Below are 19,641 nucleotides of genomic sequence, written 5' to 3' on the forward strand. Positions count from 1 at the left end.
TAATACATTTCACAGTTCTTTTTAAAGAAACTGTTCAACGCGGTGTTCTCGGTTTATGTTGATGTCTAACTTCAACTATCCAGTTTTCAATGAACAATTCGTTTGAGAGTAGACCTCTCAAAACTGAACAAAGTAAAGACAAAATGTGTTTTCCGTAATTATCCTTAGAAAGGAGGTGATCCAGCCGCACCTTCCGATACGGCTACCTTGTTACGACTTCACCCCAATCATCTATCCCACCTTAGGCGGCTGGCTCCAAAAGGTTACCTCACCGACTTTGGGTGTTACAAACTCTCGTGGTGTGACGGGCGGTGTGTACAAGGCCCGGGAACGTATTCACCGTGGCATGCTGATCCACGATTACTAGCGATTCCGGCTTCATGTAGGCGAGTTGCAGCCTACAATCCGAACTGAGAACAGCTTTAAGAGATTAGCTAAACCTCGCGGTCTCGCAACTCATTGTACTGTCCATTGTAGCACGTGTGTAGCCCAGGTCATAAGGGGCATGATGATTTGACGTCATCCCCACCTTCCTCCGGTTTGTCACCGGCAGTCTCGCTAGAGTGCCCAACTGAATGATGGCAACTAACAATAAGGGTTGCGCTCGTTGCGGGACTTAACCCAACATCTCACGACACGAGCTGACGACAACCATGCACCACCTGTCACTTTGTCCCCGAAGGGAAAGCTCTATCTCTAGAGTGGTCAAAGGATGTCAAGACCTGGTAAGGTTCTTCGCGTTGCTTCGAATTAAACCACATGCTCCACCGCTTGTGCGGGCCCCCGTCAATTCCTTTGAGTTTCAGCCTTGCGGCCGTACTCCCCAGGCGGAGTGCTTAATGCGTTAACTGCAGCACTGAAGGGCGGAAACCCTCCAACACTTAGCACTCATCGTTTACGGCGTGGACTACCAGGGTATCTAATCCTGTTTGCTCCCCACGCTTTCGAGCCTCAGCGTCAGTTACAGACCAGAGAGTCGCCTTCGCCACTGGTGTTCCTCCATATATCTACGCATTTCACCGCTACACATGGAATTCCACTCTCCTCTTCTGCACTCAAGTCCTCCAGTTTCCAATGACCTTCCTCGGTTGAGCCGAGGGCTTTCACATCAGACTTAAAAGACCGCCTGCGCTCGCTTTACGCCCAATAAATCCGGACAACGCTTGCCACCTACGTATTACCGCGGCTGCTGGCACGTAGTTAGCCGTGGCTTTCTGGTTAGATACCGTCAAGGTGATAACAGTTACTCTATCACTTGTTCTTCTCTAACAACAGAGTTTTACGATCCGAAAACCTTCTTCACTCACGCGGCGTTGCTCGGTCAGACTTTCGTCCATTGCCGAAGATTCCCTACTGCTGCCTCCCGTAGGAGTCTGGGCCGTGTCTCAGTCCCAGTGTGGCCGATCACCCTCTCAGGTCGGCTATGCATCATGGTCTTGGTAAGCCGTTACCCCACCAACTAACTAATGCACCGCGGGCCCATCCATCAGCGACACTTAAAGCGTCTTTTATGATCTCGCCATGCGGCAAAATCAATTATGCGGTATTAGCACCTGTTTCCAAGTGTTATCCCCCTCTGATGGGCAGGTTGCCCACGTGTTACTCACCCGTCCGCCACTCATTTCTTTTCGGTGGAACAAGCTCCGGTGAAAAGAAATGCGTTCGACTTGCATGTATTAGGCACGCCGCCAGCGTTCGTCCTGAGCCAGGATCAAACTCTCAATAAAAAGTTGATAACATCTTACGATGTTTAAGCTCATTTGTTTAAAACTTGCTAGCGAATTGTATTCACTAAATATGGTTTGTTTCTACATAGTAGAAACGCCCTACACATTTGGTTTGTCTTACTTTGTTCAGTTTTCAAAGGTCTAAACTTAGTTGCGTTAGCAACTTTTATATCATACCAACTATCGAAACATTTGTCAATAACTTTTTTAAAAGTTTTTAAAAGTTTGTTTCAATAATTTTGTATCGCTCGTAGCGACATGAATTAATATAACAATTATATCGCAATTCGTCAACAATTTATTTACATTTTTTTATAATTAATATTAAACTATCCTTTTTTAATAAAAAGTGGTAATTCAATTGCTTCATACATTTGTTTATCAAGTGTTGTTACCGTAACACCTACCAATCTAACATTAATAGTTTGCCAGTTTAATTCTTCCCAAATCTGCGTTGCATAAAAAAATATATCTTCAGATTGATAAATATAATGATTAATCGTTATGCGTTTTGTTGCTGTTTCATATAAATTATTTCTAATCTTTAATACAACTGTTTGAGCTTTTAATTCATTAGCAATTAACTTCTTACTCACTTCTTCAGCCATTTCCCTAATATTTTTCAAAACATCTTGTTCTTGCATCAGTGTTTTAGAGAAAGTCCTCTCTCTACCAATTGATTTTCTCTCACGATTATTTTCTACTGGATCATTATGGATTCCTCTAACTTTACGATATAAGCTGTAGCCTTTTTTCCCAAACAAATCAATCAAGGTCATTTCTGGAATGTTATATAAATCTTTCCCTGTATATACTCCTAGATCATGCATTAACGGAATAGTTTTCTTTCCAATGCCATAAAATTTTTCTATTGGTAACTCAAACAAAAACTTTTGTGCTTGTTCTGGCAGGATAACTGTTAATCCTTTTGGTTTTTCAAAATCCGATGCTATCTTGGCTAAAAATTTATTATAGCTTACACCAGCAGAACTTGTTAATTGAACTTTTTCATATATATCGGATTGAATCATTCTAGCGATTTTTATCGCACTTTTAATTCCTTTTTTATTATGTGTCACATCTAAGTATGCTTCGTCTAAAGATAAAGGTTCAATAATATCAGTATATTCTTTAAATACTTCATGTATTTGTTTCGATATTTCCGAATAGTACTCTCTATTTCCTGCTACAAATGTGGCATGTGGACATAATTCATAAGCTTTCTTGGCACTCATAGCCGAATGAATCCCGTATTTTCTTGCTTCATAATTTGCTGTTGTCACCACCCCACGACCGTTTGTATCTTTGGGGTGTTTTGCGATGACTAATGGGTTTCCTTTGAGCTTTGGATTATCTCTTTCTTCTATAGAAGCATAAAAAGCGTCCATATCAATATGAATAATTTTTCTTGATAAATCATTTATTAACGGAAATTTCAATCCATTTGACATTATTTGCCCTCCTAATAGAATGTGTGTTCGCTTTATTATATCATGAAGACACAAAAAAACCACCAAAGCCGTCGCTCTAGTGGAAATGAAGGTTGTAAATGATTCTATCTAAACTTAAATAGAAGTCAAAAACCAATTCGGGATAATTGGTATGCCACCCATCATACGACTTAAGACTTAAATAAATCTGACTATATGGTATCAATACACTAAAAAAAGAATGAGAATAATCTCATTCTTTAGAAATTCGTCCAAATCTCATCATCTTCTTCCACAACAGCTTCTAAAAATTTCCCTTTAGATAAATCATCATAGAAAGCTGCTTTTGTTGCATTTACATATGGGTTAATCCATAAGAAACCTATCCCTAATGTCAACAAACCTAGAAGATACCAACCTAAAAAACTAACATCTAGCCAAAATAATCTTTCTTTATGACCATTCATTAAGTCACGGCTTTCAGTAATAAATGACGTTGCTCCCATACTGCGAGTATCTCTTGTAGCTGCTAAGTCTTTATAAATAAAGTTTGCTTGTGAATATGAATAAATCTTAACAATACCCGGAATAATAAACAATAATGACCATAAATATCGGAAAATATATGTCAAAATATTAATTAATAATACTGGCACAAAGTCATTTCCATTAAATAACCGAAAAGACTGCCTAAAGGATAACTCTGCTTCTCTACCTTTTCGAATAACATCAAGAAATGTAAAAGAAATACCAATTGTTAAAAAAGTCATGACAAAACTCATAATTGGACTAGCAAAGGGGATAGATGTTACTGAAGCAAAGACCTCTGAAACATTTGAACTAAAAGAATCATCATCATACTCTTCTGCCCACATTATTTCTTCTTTGGCACTACCATAATCACTATCAGTTGCATCAAAATTATCCGTCGCCATCAACCCAATAAATATCGTGATTCCTATTACCAGAAGCATCGAAATTATTTGAATAATGGATGGCAACGGCTTCTTTCCAACGTCCTCTTAATGATTCTCTTGCTTGTTGTTTTAGCTCTTTAGATGACTTATACATCCTATCGCACCCTTCTCCTTTTTAATTTAAAATTATTTTATCACTTTTTTAAATAAATGAACATCTTTTATATCTTTTATATCATTTCTATAATGTCTCCACTATTCAATAGTATTAACTTAGATGACGTAACGGGGCGTTGGTAGATTTCTTCTAAGGCTAATTTATAAAGTGTCATCTGACCTTTATACCTGTCTGTTAATTTCTCTAAATCCTTTTGTGTACGTTGTTTAGGAACATAGTCTGTTTTAAAATCATATAAAATAAGCTCCTTATCAGTTAAAATAAAACCATCTATAATCCCGTGAATCAACACTTCATCATTTTTCTTTGTCACATAATCTTGATACAACTCTTTTGCTGGTAATAATAAAGAGAAAGGTTGCTCTCGTCTAATGACCTCATGATGATCAATCATGTATTGACCAAAATCTGATTTAAAAAACGTCTCAATAAGTTTTATAGGTAACCTGCTAGCTAATTCTTTTGTAAACACATCTTCATCAACGAGGTGCTGAACTAATCTTTCTAGTTCGCTCATTGTGGGTTGTTTATCTAAAGGTAGCATTTGTAATAGTAAATGAATAGCCGATCCGATGTCTGTAGACCCAATAACAACATCGCCTTGCATAAACTCTGGTTTTGCCATCTCTTTTACCACTTCACGATGGGCTTTTATTTGTCGTTCTTTCGAAAAATCAAGCGTTGGTAAATCTTTCATATCCGGATCTTCAAATAATCGTTTTACTTCTGATACTGATTGATAACTTGTTGTCATTGTGGCATCTTTTTCTGGATAAGAATAATTCAGTCGATCAACTACTTCTTTAAGTAACTTCACATTTGGTTCAATATCAGATTGTTTATACTCGATTTGTTCGTCTTGTTGCAGTGTATGATTAGCTAGAATAGCATCTTCTTCATAAAAATGAATGGAAAAATTACCAGGATGTTTTTTTAGTCCTGGTAGAACAGAAATTTCACTATCCGGGAAGAACTCTGCAAAACTTGGGTGTCTGACTAACGTCATCCCAACCCAATCCATTAAAGTATAACTTGATTGTCTTGTTGCTGTTGGTAACACCATATGATCCGTTTGTGCGGTTGTTTGCCATTTTTTATAGGCTGCATCCATACTTTTATAGGAACCAACTAGATATAATTTTTCTTCCGCACGAGTTAAGGCCACATATAATTTTCGCATCTCTTCAGCTAATAGCTTTTGTTTTTTATGCTCTCTTATCACACTGAATGGAAAGGTATCATATTCCACACGTTTGGTTACATCTTTATACTTTACTCCCACACCAAGTTCTTCATCAAATACAAATTTTCGTTGTCTTACATCCATTAGATTAAATTGTTTGGTCATATCTAGTAAAAAGACAACAGGAAATTCTAACCCCTTGCTAGCATGGATAGTCATGACTCTTACAGCATCAGCTTCTTCATTGATATTAGATGCTTCAGCTAAGTCTTTGTTCTTTTGCTGCATTTTTTCAATGAAGCGAATAAATTGAAAAAGTCCTTTAAAACTCATCTCTTCATAACTAGATGCACGATGATACAACGCATGTAGATTGGCTTTTCTTTGAGCTCCTGAAGGTAGTCCCGCCACATAATCAAGTAAATCTGTGTCTTTATAGATACGCCATATCAATTCAACCAAGCGTTTCCTTCTTGCTAGTTCACGCCATTCGTTAAATTGTTGATTAAAGGTCTCAATTATCTGGTATAACTCAGTTGTTGAGTCAGCTTCTTTCAAAAATTGTTTCAGAGCATCATAATAATAGCCTTGCATATCATAACTTTTAATTAAAACCATATCGTTTTCCACGATACCAACAATTGGCGAGCGTAATATTGCCGCTAATGCGATATCTTGATATGGGTTGTCTATCAATTGTAAAAGTGAAATCATGATTTTGATTTCAGTCGCTTGAAAATAGTTTTGTGTGTCATTAACCATCAATGGAATATCGTATTCTTTAAAAATATCAAGAATATCTAAATTATTTTTCTTAGTTGGTGTCAGTAACACAATATCTTTATAAGAAATCGGACGAGTCACTTTTTCTTTTTTATCAAACAATGGGAACTTTCCATCTATTAGTTCACGGATTTTTAGTGCAACTAAACGCAGTTCGCCTTCTGTTTTTCCGTCTAATTGAAATTCTAAAGAGTCTTCTACCTTATCTTCAGATTCCGTTTGATAAATCAATAATTCCGTATCATAATCCTGACTTTCTGGATAAGATTTATTTCCAACAATTAATTCAGCACTAGAATCATAATCTAATTGACCAAGTTCTTTATCCATTAATTGAGTAAAAACTAAATTGGTAAAATCGAGCACGTTACTTCGCGAACGGAAGTTTTCAGCCAAAATAATTCTACGACCATCATCTTCTGTAGCAAACTGCTCATATTTTTCTATAAAAAGAGTTGGGTCAGCTAAACGGAAACCATAAATTGATTGTTTTACGTCCCCTACCATAAACAAGTTTCCTTCATTCTTTGTAGGACGGCGTAACCAATATAAAATCGTTTCTTGTAGTCGGTTAATATCTTGGTACTCATCAACTAATATCTCGTTAAATTTATGACGGTAATAAGTCGATGCTTCCGACTCGACCCATTTACCGTCTTCAAATTTACGTAAAATAGCCAGTGTCAAATGTTCCAAATCATTAAAGTCGAGCACATGTCTTGTGTCTTTTTCTTTTGTAAATCGGTCAATAAACTGTTTGGTTACATGGATTAACTCGTGAATCAATGGTAGTGAAACTTCTAGTATCTCTAACATCTCTTTTGGACTTTGCTTAAAGTATTGTTTACGTACTTTTGAGATACTCTCTTTCACTTCATCACGAGTTGATTTTATCTCTTGGTACTCCTCCATCACTTCTTCAGAGGCTGTTTTTTTAGATGGTGCTTTAATTCGTGAGAAAGGTGTGCCAACTAGATACTCATAAAACTCATCCAATCGATCATCAGATAATAAAGATAACAGTGTATCGACAATTTCTTTATCACTCATCATTGTTTCGAGAGTTTTTTTCAATTCTTCATCACCTTGACAACGATTAACTAACTCATCAACAGTCGCTTGACTTAACACCAGCTGGTTCATCAATTGAGGCTTCATATAGTCTTGATACAGTGAGGACGTCACTAAACTATCACTTAACTGATAATTAATGAGTAAGTCATCCAACCATTTTTGTGGCTCTGAGTTGGCTTGAGCGAAAAGGTGTAAAGAAAAAATGAGTTCCATTAGTCCATTATCATTGCGGTCATTTGAAAAATTCTCTGTTAATTGATAAAAAATTTCTCTTTCCTCACCGTATAATTCTTCCCTTAATTCATCCCAAACATCTTCTTTTAACAAGAGATTTTCCGTTTCATCGGTTAGTAATCGAAAAACTGGATCAATATGAATCAAATAATAATATTTTTGAATGACTCGTAAACAAAAAGCATGCAATGTACTGATTGCGGCTGTTGGTAATAAACCTAATTGTTTGACCAAATGTTCTTTTTGCTTGTTATCAACTTCTTCGGTAATGGCTGATTGGATTGCCACTTTTATTCGCTGTTTCATCTCTTTTGCTGCTGCTTCAGTGTACGTTACAATTAATAACTCATCGACATTGACACCAGATTTTATTTTTTGAATCACACGTTCTACTAACACCGTTGTTTTACCAGAACCAGCAGAAGCAGAAATCAACAAATTATCCCCAGAATCATAAACAGCTTGCCACTGCTTGTCTGTAAAATGACTACTTTCGGGTTTTAACGGGATATTCACTTTACTCATTTGTCTCCTCCTTTAGCTCTGTTTGTATTTTTTCGATAATCGTTTCTTTGTCTAGCGACTCTAAACGATGATAATTATTTTCTGGTAGCATCACATCAAACTGACAGACACTACGATAAGGACAAAATCCACATGCTATTCTCTTTTGTTCTTTATAAGCTGGGTTTAATTTTGTACTACCCTCGTATATTTTTTCGCCTGCTTCTTTAAAGTTTTCACGGTTATGCGTGACTAAACTAGATAATTCGTCAGACGAAATAAAACTTGCCGACTTCATTTTGCCACTCTTTAGTTGCTGATAAGGATACACTAATGACTTAACTTGTGGATCTATCGTTTTATCTAAGTTTTCTAAAATCAACTCATCTTCAACCAATAAACCATTGTACCTATATTCCTCCAATAACCTTTCATCTAAAGTATCCGGTGAAAATTTCTCGTCAACACTGATGACAGGATTTTTGATATGCATATATAATGCCCCAGCAGGTTTTGCCGTTTGTCCAACTAATTCAACAGCATTGGTTAGGGCAACATCAAGATACGTAATCATCTGCATAGCTAAACCATAATAAGCGTCAACAAAATCAAAATTATGTTTACTTGATTTATAATCCACGACACTCAAATAAATATCATCTTCCAAGACCATTTTATCTAAGCGGTCGATTTTCCCTCTAACTTTGACTTTCTTTTTATTGTTTAAAACAATCTCTAAACTATTTAATCCAGCTTGTTTCAAAGACTCACCAAATAAAACTTCTGTTTGAATTGGTGTCATATTGCTTCTTTTAGCTTGTTCTTTTAACGATAAGCAAACTCGCTGAATTGTTTTTTCAAGCTGATAAGACACATATTTCATACGATTGGTCGTTGATAAAATAGAGAAACGCTTATCTCCCAGAACTTCTTGTAACACAGTTTGTGCCAAACGACTGACCTCGTCATCCGTCATATTTGTCAGTTGTACTTTTTGTTTAATCAATTCTTTAAAGAATAAATCTAGGGCTTCATGATAAAATTCTCCCGCCGCAGCTGGTGATAACTCAAACTGCTCTCTTTCCTGTAAGCCAAGACCATAACGTAAGAAGTATTTGTACTGACACTGGTAAAAATTCTCGATTTTTGAAACAGACGCATAAATCGTGTCACCATATAATGTATCAACTGAATGATTATCCAATGTTTCTGGAATATTTTTATGTGTCAGACTAGCAAACAATCGTTTTGACGCCACTGGTAATTCTTTATGAACACGTTTTTCTAATTGTAAGAATAACCATGGTACACATTCTTTATTTTCTTCATACGTTCTGTATGCCCCTATTAAATCACTTAGTAGGATTTTATCTGTAGAAATAGAATCTAGTACTGTTTCATCCGCTGCCAATCCCACTTCTTTATGCTCAATTGGGATAGCAAAATGACGACTTAGTTGCTCAACATATGGTGAGACTTTGACATCTTTTACTTGATCGCGGTTTTTGGGTGCACTTAGTACTATTTTCTCTGTCGCTGATAATAAAGCTAAGTAAAAAATGAACGGCTCATTTGCCATTGATTCAGTTAAACTATTATTTAAAAAGCTATCTGCTCTTAGTAACTGTGAAAAGACATCTCTTTCTTCATTACTTAACAATGTTTTATTATCAATTTTTTTAGGTAGCACTTGATCTGTTGCGCCAAAAATAAACGTCGCACGATATTTTTTAGCACGTACTCTATCAAGAGACGTTACCACGACTTCATCAATCGAAGCTGGGACTTTACTATAGCTAACCCCTTCTAACCCACTAAGTAAGATTTCTTTAAATATCTCAAATTCAAAAACATCTTCGCCTAATACATTATAATATTCATCCATTAAATCCATTAATGCTTGCCATGTTTGCTCGTGATTTTTTGCTTCCGTTAAATTACCACGTTCTATTTCTTGTTGTTGCATCGCTTGTAATTGTCTATCTACTCCAACAGCTAATAAAAATTGATAAAACAATACGATAGCTTCTTTATTAGTTGTTGCTTGTTTGATTTCTTTGAAAAAATTTAGCAAGAAATCACGAATTAAATGCCTAATATCATTTGATTGCTCTTGAATAATTTGCTCGTTGTCTAAAGATTCTTCATCCGTATCGTATTGATATGTTACATACTCCCAATCAGATTTTTTTATCCAGTCAGATCCACTATAGCCATAAGCTAAGACCACATTTTCAGTGTAGTCAACCGCTTGTCTAAAGGCTTGCATCTTTTCTTCCCACGTTTCAAAATCTTTTGTCAATTCAACATCAGGAAAACACAGCTCTGTTCTTAAAAAACGCATGACATCTTTGTATTGATAAAACGACTCATCCATTTTAAAGAGTGAACGTAACCATTCTACTAACGGGTGATTTGCCATGTCTTCTTCTTCATTGATGTAATAAGGAATGTCCATATCATCAAATACTGACATAATTTCAGACGTGTACGTTTCGATATCTCGGCTAATTAAGGCAATTTCTTCGTAACGATATCCTTCAGTAGAAACTAGGTCTCTAATTTTTGTTCCGATTGCTTTCACTTCTTGATATGTATCTGTGCAACTCCATAATGACAGTACATTCGTTACAAGATTGTCCTCTAATTTTTTAGGGACTAATTCTTGGAGGTTTTGCCATTCACTGGCAAGTTGTCTCATTGGTGTCATATTGGTTACTTTTTTTCGGTAATCAAACATCACAGGAATACTATTTTCTCTTGCTACATGATAGAGGTCTTGATACATTCTTGATGTATTATAAAATAATTGATAACTATCGAGTGTATTATCCTTTGGTGCCTGATCTAGAATAAAGTTCATTTTCACCTCACCAGCAACACGCATTAAAGTCTCGATTAGTTGTTTTTCAATCGCTGTAAAGTTAGTAAATCCTGATACAATAAATTGAACATGTGATAAATCTTTATCTTGTAAAAATAAAGCGAGTTCCGTCAATAAATCTTTATCAGCAATATGATGTGATATCAACATATCTTGATATGTTTGATAGATTAACTGAATATCCACTAATTTTGTGACATAGTCTTCTTGATTCGTTGACTCAAGAGTATCCACACCTTCTATTACCTCTTTTAATTCTAATGGAGAAATATTGCCTTGTTGCAATTCATTAAACAAATCTAATAACTGCTGAATAAATCCTGGACGATCTACTTCACGTTTAAATAAGACTAGCTCATCTTTACATGTGATCAAACTTTTTCTAATCAACATAAACTTCCCTGAATCACTTAGTCTAGTTGCTTGATAACTTTTTGTTTGCTGCATATAATACCACGCAAGCCTAGAAAAACTAAACACTTGTAGTCTCATGCTCGCCATATATTGTTGCGTACTAAATTTAGGTAGCGTATGCATTTTTTTCAGCACGTTAATCTCTGTTTCAAATTTGACATGGTTAGGTACTAAATAAAACACCTCATGATGCATAGATTTATCTAGCCATTCAACTGACATGGTTAGTAAGTCTTCTACAATGTCTTCATCTGCTGTATTTAATACAAACTGGAGACTCAATATTAACACCTCAATCCCTTTATTTATCTCCTTAATTTTAACATATCTCATCATTTAAAACTCTCTCATTACTTCTTTATAATTCATGAAATTTTCATTCAATTAATTGTTATTTATGATATATTGCTAATATTGAAATGGAGGTTTTATTATCGACGAGAAAAAACAATATGGTCTTTGGACCGCAATTGCGATGATTATCGGTATTTGTGTAGGGTCTGGAATCTTTTTCAAAGTAGGAAACATCCTAGCTTTTACTGGAGGTAACGTTTTCTTAGGTGTGTTGGTTTTTATCATTGGGGCGTTATGTATTATATTTGGTAGCCTATCTTTGACAAACCTAGCTGAACGCACCACTAAAAACGGTGGAATGGTTGCTTATTTTGAAGAATTCTTTTCAGAACCAGTAGCTAGTGCTTTTGGTTGGTATCAAACATTTTTATACTTTCCAACTATTGGTGTTGTGGTCTCATGGGCCGCTGGAACCTACACAACCCTATTACTGAACTTGCCACAAACTCTTCCCTATCAAATGGGTATTGGATTTTGCTATATGATTTTTTTCTATCTATTAAATATCGTGTCTAGTCAATTTGCTGGATGGTTTCAAATTATTTCAACCATCACGAAACTAATTCCTTTAATTGGTATTGGATTAATCGCTATTTTTTGGACGAAAGACACACCAATTGTTCCTGCTACTGTTACACTTGTTGAACCAACAGATGTTGGACTTGGTTGGTTAGCCGCTTTAGCTCCCATGGCTTTTTCATATGATGGTTGGCCTATTGCTCTATCTATTTCTCACGAAGTAAAAGGTGGTAGTCAAACGATGAAAAAAGCGTTGTGTTTTGGACCGATTATTGTATTAGTCGTTTATCTATCTTACTTTTTAGGTTTAACACATATATTAGGACCAGAATACATCTTATCAATGGGCGAGGGTGCTGTCATGGAGATTGGTGAAATGCTATTTGGTCATATTGGACAAAAAGTGATTTTACTCTTTATCTTAGTTGCACTATTTGGTGTGATTAATGGTGTCACCTTAGGACATATTCGTATGCCTTATGCTTTAGCAACAAAAAATATGTTACCAAACAGTCAAAAAATTATAGACAATTATCATCATAAAAAATCTGTTAGCACTTCAGCTATTATTGCCCTCTTAACTGGATGTGGTTGGTTTATCATTCACTACATCACACAAGCATTCCAATTAATGGGACTAGGTGATATTGGGGAAATTGCCATTGTTTTTGGTTACATGTGGTATATGGCTCTTTATTTTAAAGTCATTCAACTTTATTTAGATAAAGATATTAAAGAAACCTTCACAGGACTTATTTCTCCTATTTTAGCTATTGTTGGTGGATTAATTATTCTGTTTGGTGGTTTCTATGAAAATCCTATTTTTGAATTTGTATCATTTGGTATTTGTTTCCTATTTTGTTTAATGGGCTATATCACCTTTAGAAAAAACCAATCCAATAATATGATAAAACAGTAAAAAAAGAAACGATTTTTTTCGTTTCTTTTTTTATACCCTCTTTTTATTTCTCAATCAACATGTTATGATATATCATATAAAAATAAATTTAAAATGATATATCAAAGGAGAGTTTAAATGTTACTTTCAAACATCGATACACGTCATGGGACAGCTAATCAACATAGCTATTCTAATGGAAATACCTTACCTTATACCGGTGTGCCATTTGCAATGAATTACTTCTGCCCGCAAACCACACATCAAAATGGGAGTTGGTGGTTTCATCCAAAAGATCATACTTTTCAAGGGATCCGTTTAACACATCAACCAAGTCCGTGGATGGGAGACTTTTCTCATTTATTACTTTCACCTGTGTCAGGAGCAATAAATTCCACTGATTTATTTTTTAACCAAGGATCTTATCGGCCTGAAGAAGCAACTTTTCAACCACATTACTTATCAATTTATTCTGAAAGACATCGTATCTTAACAGAATTGGTAGCGCATACTTATGGTGCACATATAAGATTTACCTTTAACCGAAAAAATATGACAACCGGAATGCTTTTTACCGCTCCTGGTATTAAATCAATCACTATTAAAAACAATCATGTAACTGGCTATATTTCTAATATGGCTGGTTGTGAAGATAAAGAGTTAAAAATGTATATCGACCTTTCTTTTTCTACAAATATTGAGTCTTTAAAATGCCAAGAAAATAATCACATGATTGATTTAGGAACTCAATACAAAGGAGAAGAAAAAACACTTTATCTGTCATTTGACAAGTTAGATTCTGATGGAGTGCTTGATTTACAACTTGCGACATCATTTATTAGTCAAGAACAAGCGACACTCAACCTAGAACGTGAATTACCTCATACTTTTGATGAACATAAAAATCTAGCTGCAGATAAATGGCTAAATTATCTCAATCGAATTGAAGTGAGCGACAAAAATAAGGAAAAAGTCGCACTATTTTATCAAATGATGTATCGTTGTTTCTTGTTTCCACAGACCTGGTATGAATTAGACAAAGACAACCAACCAATTCACTATGACACGTTAACTAAAACCATTAAATCAGGTTATTACTATACTAATAATGGCTTTTGGGATACTTGTCGTTCACTTTTTCCTCTGTATTCACTTATCGCAACAGAAGAATATGAAAAAATGCTAGCAGGTTTCTATAACGCGTACAAAAATAGTGGCTATTTACCAAAATGGCTCTCTCCTGATGAGAGAGGTTTAATGCCTGGCACATTGATTGATGCTGTCATCGCTGACGCTGCAGTAAAACATATTGCGACAGACAAGATGCCTGATTTTCTTGAAGCCATGTTAAAAAGTGCCACAACCGTTAGTGGAAAGGATAATTATGGTCGATCTGGCACACTTGATTATCTAACTTATGGCTATGTACCAAATCACTATCACGAAAGTGTCAACCACACTCAAGATTATGCTTATAGTGATTTTTGTATTTCACAAGTGGCTGAGGTGTTAGATGATAAAAACTTGGCACAAAAATACGCTAAACAATCACTTAATTATCGAAACTTAATTGACTTTGACTATGGTGTCTTACGTTCAAAAGATAAAAATGGACAGCCAAGAACACCTTTTAATCCCTATGCTTGGGGACGTGATTATGCTGAAGGAAGTGCCTACCAAAATAGTTTTGCTGCATTTCATGATTTTAGCGGTCTGATTCAATCTCTTGGTGGAAAGGAACGTTTCAAAGAAATTATCACAGATTTGTGCAATTCTTACCCTATTTTTGATGTTGACGGATATGGCTTTGAAATTCATGAAATGAGTGAAATGGCAGCCATTGACTTTGGACAAATTGCCATTTCTAACCAACCTAGTTTCCATCTACCATTTTTATTTAACTATGTTGGAGAACTATCAACTACCCAACACATTGTAAAAGAATTACTATCAAAAGCCTTTAAATTAGGATTTGATGGCTATCCGGGTGATGAAGATAACGGTAGCATGAGTGCTTGGTTTGTCTTGAACAGTTTAGGGTTTTATCCTGTGACTCCAGGTAGTGGTGAATATGTCATAGGCATTCCTTTTGTTGATAAAGCGGTGATTCATTTATCAAATGGAAATGACTTAACCATTCAGACAAATAATAATGTCCCGCAATATCACTATTCCAAAAATATTTTGAGAAATAATCAACACTACAACCAGCTCTTCTTTACCCATAATGATTTAATGACAGGTGGAAACATAGAATTTGACTTATGCTTAGTTCCACCAATCAAACACTACACAGAAACTGATTTACCTTTCTCATTAACATAAAAAATCTAGCGGAATTATTCCCCGCTAGATTTTTTTAGATAGGTTTCATAATAAATAATCGGTATCTGACTTCCCACACGATGTTTTTTAGTCATTAACTCCTGATACAGAGTATGTGCTTTTTTATCATTTTTTGATATCATGGCTTGCCATAACTGGTCTTCTAACATCACTCTATCAAACCAAGGTGTAATCTCTGTCAAAAAGTTAGGATTGTTCATTTTTTTCAGTCTTTCAAATGCTTGACTTAATTCTTTCAAAATATCTGTCAAGGCATCAATATCTTGTAGATTTACTAACTGCTGCCACTCTACTGGTATGCTTGGTTCAATATGTCTGTTGGTAAAATGTTTTGATAAAATATCTAATGCTCGGGCATTCTCTTCTGTTTGACCATACTCCTGTAATACTTGATACCACATCGCTAAATCATTTGCTCGATCTGTTTGCCACATATATTTTGCACTGTGTCCAACCGTTATTTTAGAAAGTTCCCACTGTGCCATTGGGTTTAATACAATTCCATTTACATTATACTGTTCATCTGATAGATGCTTACTGCGATTGCTATATTGACTTAAAAAAATTAATTCATTGTCTTGTTCAAAATCATTAACCGGTACATTATCCCAAATAATCATCTGACGTCGATAAATATTAGACATTTTTTTATGTCTTCTGTTGTAATATGTCGAGATAGTGTTGTTGGACCTGTCCAAAACAGTGGAATATCTTGATGTAACAATCTTGTCAATTCTTCTAAATATGGAGAATCATAGTGATTATCATATTCTGTTGGACAAGCAACAAATTTAACATAAGGGATTTCTTCTACTAAACAATCATAAATAGTGTTCATCAAATAAGCATGCGCTTGAGCACTTGTTTTAAATTTTTTCTTCACATCATCACTTAATTCATAAGCAATATCATCCATTAATAATCCAAAATGCGTCACACCTAATTGCAACATTTGTTTCAATTTATGTTTTAATACAGATAAATCTGTGTCATCTAAATAATCCAAGTCATTTCCTGGACTTATCATATACCAAAAATCAACGTGATTAGCTTTTGATAGATTTAATAACTCTCTAAATTCATCTAGTTTCTCTTTGGGGTATAACTCTCGCCAAAGTTTTCGTTGATAGTCATCATCTTTTGGGGCATACATATAAGTGTTCATTCTCTGTGAAGATAAAAAAGTAAGACAATTCTTTCTCATCTCATGTGTCCATGGAATACCATAAAACCCTTCGATTACTCCTCTCACTTCAAATGACGGAGTATGCGTCACTTTTACTATCGGTAGAAATAACTGGTTTTTATTTTTAACAATCAATCTTTGTAATAATTCGATAGCAAATCGGCAGCCATTCATCGAGTGACTGTCAATCAAAATCGTCTTATCTTCCTTGATAGATAATAGAAAGCCATCATTTGATAGGGTTCTGTTAAATCGATGCTTGACTTGAAATTCTCCGTGTTCTTTCTCCCATAAAATAAATGGATGAGCTAAATTGCACTGGTCAAAACAATTATCTAAACTTTCAAATCGAAAAAACGTTCCCGAAAAAGTCATTGATATATTTTTACCTTCTACTACATGGTATTGTTTTGTAAACACCACATCATCATATTCAGCTAATACTTTCAACGTTTGGTCTATCATCATATGGTCATCTCTTTTCTACTATTCTTTTATGTACTTTGTCTTGGAATAATGGAAACAGGAATCACATTAACTAATGAGTAAACTGGTTCTTTATTTAACTGTTTAAGTAATACCTCTCCAGCGACTTCCCCCATACGATAGAAATCTTGTGCAATAGTTGTCAAAGGTGGATCAACTAATTGTGTGGCTTGAATATTATCAAACCCAATAATACCAATTTTCTCTCCAATATCCATGCCTTGTTGTTTTAAATACGTCATTAATCTAATAGCAACAATATCATTTTCACAGACTAAACCAACAGATTCTTTTTTGTTATGACACATAACGTCATAGACTGACTCAAAGAGCTGATCCATAGTTTGTACAGGTGTTTTCACAATATGTTGAGGTATTAAAGAGGCCTCGTAAACTGCTGATAAATAGCCCATGTAACGATCACGAACAGACGAACTTTCTGTTAGACCTGTCCCACTAACAAAAATAACCTCATCATAACCTTTACTGATTAACTCTTTTGATGCAAGAGAGCCACCAGATTCATTATCTGCTACAACGCAAGGGTAATGAATTTTTTCGATTTGTTTATCTAATAAAACGACTGGTATATTTTGCATATGGCATTGGTATAAAAAATCAATGCTTTCTTGCATATTAATGGGGTAATAAATCACTCCAGCATAATCACTTGATAAATACAGAGCATCCTCAGTCTGTAACCAGTCATGAGATTGCATGTGCAAACGATAATCTGATGCGTTAAGTGAAGCAAGTATTCCTTCTGCATAATTCCCTAATCCCTCATTTTGAGCAAACGGCATAACAAACAGTAAGGTATTATTTTTTTCTTGCTGTGCTACTTCTTGACGTTTTTTAACAAAACTTCCTTTTCCACGTACACGATAAATTAGTCCTTCTGTTTCAAGTTCCATTAGTGCTCGCTTAGACGTAATCCGACTAACATCATATTTTTCAGATAATTCTAATTCTGTTGGCACTTGTGTTTCTTCAAGATACACACCAGTTAGTATATCTTTTTTTAATTCTTGATATATTTTTTTATATAATGGCTGTTTTGACATCTTTTTCCCACTCCCGACTCCTTATTTTCATTGTATATCATACCATATATATCAAAATAAAAAATATAATGAAGCACTAGACACTTATAATGATATATCATATAATGGTAATTGTAAACAAAAGATATATCATTAGGAGGGCTATTATGGCTTATACTGAAATACCAAAATCAGTGCAACACTTTATGGAACAAATGACACAAAAATGTCACGAGGTCAATCAACCTAGATGGGCAGAAAACTTTAATGCAGGATTTGCTAATACATTACTAACCACTGTTCGACGTTATGATGATGGAACAACGTTTCTTTTGACAGGTGATATCCCTGCCATGTGGTTAAGAGATTCAACAGCTCAATTTCGTCCCTACCTAGTTATCGCGAAAGATGATGATGACATTCGTTCACTGATTACCGGCCTAGTTAAACGACAATTTAAATATATTAATATGGATCCTTACGCTAATGCTTTTAATGAAACCCCTAACAATAAAGGACATCAAACTGATCATACTGAGATGACACCCTGGATTTGGGAAAGAAAATATGAAATTGACTCATTATGTTACCCAGTCCAACTAGCCTATCTTCTATATAAACAAACGGGAGAAACATCTCACTTTAACGAAGATTTTCATGAAGGGGTAAAAAAAATACTCACTGTATGGAAAACAGAACAACACCATAATCACTCTCCTTATCGTTTTGAAAGAGACACAACAAGACTAGAAGATACTTTAACTAATGATGGAAAAGGCACACCTGTTGACGATACAGGCATGACATGGTCTGGTTTTAGACCGAGTGATGATGCTTGTCAATATGGTTATCTTGTTCCATCGAACATGTTTGCTGTGGTCGTTTTAGGTTATATTGTTGAACTCTATTCAACCTTATTTACAGACAATACTGTGCTAGAACAAGCAAATAAATTAAAAAAAGAAATCGATGCTGGTATTAAAGAACATGCCATTGTTAAAAATAATGATGGAGAAAATATCTTTGCTTATGAAGTAGATGGAAAAGGACATTATTCTATTATGGATGATTCCAATGTGCCGAGTTTAATGGCCGCTCCTTACCTTGGCTATCTAGATAAAAATGATCCACTCTATCTTTCAACAAGAAAAACATTGCTAAGTAAAGAAAATCCTTATTTTTATGAGGGAGAATTCGCTAAAGGGATTGGTAGCTCACACACACCTGAAAATTATGTTTGGCCAATTGCTTTGGCTATAGAAGGTCTAACAACAGATGATAAACAAGAAAAAGAACGGATTTTAAATTTACTCGTTGATTGCGATGGCGGAACACACTTGATGCACGAAGGATTTGACGTTAATAATCCAAATCACTTTACTCGAGAATGGTTTTCTTGGGCGAATATGATGTTTTGTGAGCTGGTTATGGATTACTTTGATATCACCATTAATGCACATTACAACTAAGCAAGGGAGATT

Annotated in this window: 9 protein-coding genes, 1 rRNA gene and 1 pseudogene; 3 read left to right on the plus strand and 8 right to left on the minus strand. The window is 35.1% G+C overall.

What is annotated here, in order from left to right; all coding sequences use genetic code 11:
- Positions 1-168 precede the first annotated feature (168 nt).
- From BW731_RS03115 to BW731_RS03135, 6 genes are all read right to left on the minus strand, one after another.
- Positions 169-1,727: ribosomal RNA gene (locus tag BW731_RS03115) — 16S ribosomal RNA — on the minus strand.
- Positions 1,728-2,056: 329 nt separating this feature from the next.
- Complete coding sequence (gene dinB, locus BW731_RS03120; RefSeq protein WP_079345627.1) at positions 2,057-3,178, minus strand: DNA polymerase IV; 1,122 nt, start codon at positions 3,176-3,178, stop codon at positions 2,057-2,059.
- Between the two features lie 239 nt (positions 3,179-3,417).
- Positions 3,418-4,092, minus strand: a complete 675-nt coding sequence (locus BW731_RS03125; protein WP_158080144.1) for a DUF975 family protein — start codon at positions 4,090-4,092, stop codon at positions 3,418-3,420.
- Positions 4,079-4,228 carry a hypothetical protein gene (locus BW731_RS12580; protein WP_158080145.1) on the minus strand — a complete coding sequence of 50 codons (150 nt, stop codon included), beginning with the start codon at positions 4,226-4,228 and terminating at the stop codon, positions 4,079-4,081. Before BW731_RS12580 ends, BW731_RS03125 begins: the two co-directional genes overlap by 14 nt.
- Before the next feature lie 76 nt (positions 4,229-4,304).
- The gene (gene addA, locus BW731_RS03130) at positions 4,305-8,051 is read right to left on the minus strand and encodes a helicase-exonuclease AddAB subunit AddA (RefSeq protein WP_079345631.1); all 3,747 of its coding nucleotides are present in this window, start codon (positions 8,049-8,051) and stop codon (positions 4,305-4,307) included.
- Entirely contained in the window at positions 8,044-11,661 is a 3,618-nt protein-coding gene (locus BW731_RS03135; protein WP_158080146.1) for a PD-(D/E)XK nuclease family protein, read from the minus strand. The genes addA and BW731_RS03135 overlap by 8 nt, the downstream gene beginning before the upstream one ends.
- 100 nt (positions 11,662-11,761) lie before the next feature.
- On the opposite strand from BW731_RS03135, the gene BW731_RS03140 reads away from it, so the two are divergent.
- Positions 11,762-13,120: an APC family permease gene (locus BW731_RS03140; protein ID WP_269844063.1), complete on the plus strand. Its 1,359-nt coding sequence runs from the start codon at positions 11,762-11,764 to the stop codon at positions 13,118-13,120.
- 117 nt (positions 13,121-13,237) lie between these two features.
- Positions 13,238-15,424: a GH92 family glycosyl hydrolase gene (locus tag BW731_RS03145; protein WP_079345637.1), complete on the plus strand. Its 2,187-nt coding sequence runs from the start codon at positions 13,238-13,240 to the stop codon at positions 15,422-15,424.
- A 14-nt stretch (positions 15,425-15,438) separates the two neighbouring features.
- Here BW731_RS03145 and BW731_RS13045 read toward each other — a convergent pair.
- Together BW731_RS13045 and BW731_RS03160 are read right to left on the minus strand one after the other, a co-directional pair.
- Positions 15,439-17,099: pseudogene (locus BW731_RS13045) on the minus strand (beta-N-acetylglucosaminidase domain-containing protein).
- Between the two features lie 26 nt (positions 17,100-17,125).
- On the minus strand, positions 17,126-18,181 hold the full coding sequence (locus BW731_RS03160; protein WP_079345643.1) for a GntR family transcriptional regulator: 1,056 nt from the start codon (positions 18,179-18,181) through the stop codon (positions 17,126-17,128).
- A 146-nt stretch (positions 18,182-18,327) separates the two neighbouring features.
- On the opposite strand from BW731_RS03160, the gene BW731_RS03165 reads away from it, so the two are divergent.
- A complete protein-coding gene (locus BW731_RS03165) occupies positions 18,328-19,629 on the plus strand; it encodes a glycoside hydrolase family 125 protein (protein WP_079345645.1) in 1,302 nt (433 codons plus the stop codon).
- The last annotated feature ends 12 nt before the right edge of the window (positions 19,630-19,641 follow it).

It is taken from the genome of Vagococcus martis (genome assembly GCF_002026305.1).
Lineage (GTDB): Bacteria > Bacillota > Bacilli > Lactobacillales > Vagococcaceae > Vagococcus > Vagococcus martis.